The sequence below is a fragment of the Phocaeicola sp. ICN-14070 genome (genome assembly GCF_037892625.1).
GTDB classification, from domain to species: Bacteria; Bacteroidota; Bacteroidia; order Bacteroidales; family Bacteroidaceae; genus Phocaeicola; species Phocaeicola plebeius.
In genome coordinates, this window is sequence record NZ_JBBKBF010000128.1 from 1 (window position 1) to 3107 (window position 3107).

The following is a 3107-nucleotide window of genomic DNA, read 5'->3' on the forward strand; positions in this document are numbered from 1 at the left end:
CCGGCAAGCATACCGTTGGCCTGCCACTCGTAGCAGGTGTCTCCCGGCTGCCAGCCGGCGAACGGGTCAGTCTCACGGCTGTTGTCCTTGTTGTCGGCATCATCCGCAGAGAACAGCATACCGAGCCATCCTTTCTTTCCGGTATGCCCGTTGTTTTCCGGAACGGACACATCCCTGCGGCTCTTGTGTACGAGATTGCCCTCGCAGTCATAGCGGTAATGGTACTCGCCGTCCCACAGCAGACGTCCGCCACGGTCATACTCGCGCCCCTTGCATCCGTCCTCACGGTACAGGTTGCCCACCTTGTCGGGGGTGCGGAAGACGCTCTCATACATGGAGTAGTCGCCCCTGACGAGGTTGCACATCGAGTCGTAGTCGAAGATGACCGGCTCCGGTGACAGGTTGCCGCGCATCGACATCAGCCTCGCGCCCACGTCCCAGCGGTAGCTTCTCCAACCCGTGTGGCGGTTGCCCGAACGCACGTGGCGCGAGCGGACAAGCCCCATGTCGTTGTAGTCCGTGGTGATCCTTATCCCTCCTGTTGCGAAACGCTCCACCTCACGCCCGGCGTTGTCCCTGCCTATGGTGCTTTCCCATGGCCGGACGTCCCCTCCGGCGTCGCCGTATGCGGACGCATCATCCGCTTCCGGTTTCCCGACGGTGGCCCTTATCCCGCTGACAAGCCCGAGCCTGTCGTATGACAGTTCCGTGTCGGCTCCCAGTGAGCTTCCCACACGGATGCGCTCGCCGTATGCGTTGTATTCCGACTTCACCGACATGACACCCATGAACTTGTCGCCTCCGGGAAGCCCCATCGTCTCCTTTGTCACACGCCCCATCGGGTCGCGTTCGAACACCATGCGCGCCTCGCCGTTGTCGGCGGTGGCCATCAGCCCGTTCCTGTCGTAGCCGTATTCCTCTTTCGTGCCGTCGTGGTACTCGGCTGTGAGCACGCGTCCCATGGTGTCGTATGTGTAGGCGGTGCTGCGCCCTCCGGGACGAACTATGCGTGTCACACGTCCGCAACCGTCCCTGTGGTATATGCGCTCTATGCCGCCGTAGTCCTTTTCCGACGATATGTTGCCCGCAAGGTCACGCCTGAAGACATACCCGGCACCGGCCTCGTTGACCACCTCGCGCAAGCGGTCCATCCCGTCGTAGCGGAAGCTCACCCTGTTCCCGCCTTCCTCGCGCCATGTCATGCTCCCCACGGAGTTGTAGCCCATGCGGACATGGCGTCGCGCGTCACGCGCCTCCGTGATGCTGTCGTAGCTGTCGTAGCCGAGGTGTATGACGTTACCGTCACGGGCGTCTATGCGCCGCAGGCGGTCCAGGGCGTCATACACGTAGAACTCCGTGCGGCTGCCGGGAGAGCTTCGCTCGATGAGCCTGCCCCTGACATCATGCTTCCAGCCGCCGAGCAGCCTTCCGTCCTCGTGCCATGACACGAGGTTCAGCGAGCCGTCGTAGGACAGTTCGGAGCGGCGGTCTCCCTTGCCGACGCCCACGGGCTGGCCGTGGCTGTCGTAGGTGAACTCCGTGACGCCGCCTTCACGGTCTATGAAGCGGCTGACAAGGTGCGGACGTTCCGTGTCGTACAGGCGGACGGTCTTGTTGCCCTCACGGTCCACGTGGATGCTCAGCCGTCCCTTGTCGTCGTATATGTACATCTCGCCGCTGCCGTCGGGGTACGTGACACCGGTGAGGTTGCCGTCATTGTCGTAGCTGTAGCCCGTGACGCCGCCCTCGGGGTCGATGGTGCGGTAAGGCTCCATGAAGTCCGTGTAGCTGTGGCGCGTCTCGTTGCCGAGCGGGTCGATCTCGGAGGTCACAAGCTGGTCGGGTGTATATCGGTAGGTGGTCGTGCCGCCCGTGGAGTCGGTCACGAGGTTGTAGCCTTCGGACGGGTGGTACTCGATACGCCCCTCCATCATGCCGTCCGTGCCGTAGGTATGGACGCACCGTCCCTTGCTGTCGTATTCCCAGCGGTAGGTGTCGCCGTTGCGGTCAGTCTTCTCCGTCATCAGGTGGCCGCTATACGACATCTCCGTGGTCTTGTCCATGGCGTCGGTGATGCCCGTCATGTTGCCGGACCCGTCGTAGGTGTACGACACCAGACGCTCTTCTCCCTTGTCGGTGACGAACGAGAGGCTCGTGACGCGTCCGTTCGTGTCGGTGGCGGCGCGTACCGTGCGTCCGGCAGGGTCGCTCAGTCCGGAGAACCTGCCGTTGCTGAAACGGAGCTGTATGTGAAGCCCGTCGGGGTTTTCTATGCGTGTCATGCGCCATGCGCCGCCATCCCGCATATCGAAGCGGTATGTGAGCAGGCTGTCATGGCTGTATGCCTCGTAGCCTTTTTCGGTGCGGCGCAGCGTCACGCGCTCCGTGCGCATGTAGAACTCGCCGCCCGGTGCTATCGGCGGGAAAGCGACGGCACGGCCGTCCTCCATGCGGAGCATCGTCACGCCCTCGTCCTCGAAACTTTCCACCGTGCGGTCATAGCAGCAGTGTACGCCATGACCCAGCCAGCCCTCGTACTCCGAATCGGAGTACCATGCCCGGCTCCATTCCAGCGGAAGCGGTGACGGGAAGCCGAAGTCCGTGCCCTCGTAAACCACTCCGCCGTTGACAAGGTTCACAGGCTCGAAGCCTAATTTACACAAGAATCGACTTAGCTTGTTAGGCCCTTTGGTTATTTGTCTTTTCAGGTTGAATTTTCTTATCTTGTTCCGTGCGCATTTCATCAGGGAACTGAACCCTATGCTCGTCGCAAGTCCCGTCAGCATTCCGCCCCAGTCGGGGACATAGGGACCGCCTACCATGACGGGCTTGCCTGTGGGAACAGGAAGGGAAAAGGAGGTCGGGGCGAAAAGGCTCGGTATAAGTTTGGTCTTTTTCCCTTTTTTACTGAATGATGCAGACAGCGGTATGCCCACGTCGTTGCACGTCATCACCATGTGACCTTTCGGACTCATGCGGCTGCCGTCGCAGAACACGGTCTGCGAGGCGAAGAAGTTCATGCTCTCGTGGCCAATCATGGAGGCCATGGCGAAAGGCCCGGCAAGCGGGATATGCGCCAGGGGGATAATCATGCCACCGGTGTCCGA

General features: G+C 61.5%; 1 protein-coding gene. It reads right to left on the reverse strand.

The window, feature by feature from the left end; genetic code table 11:
- A partial coding sequence (locus tag WKT20_RS17775; protein WP_340417834.1) for a DUF6531 domain-containing protein occupies positions 1-3107 on the reverse strand: 3107 nt, incomplete at both ends.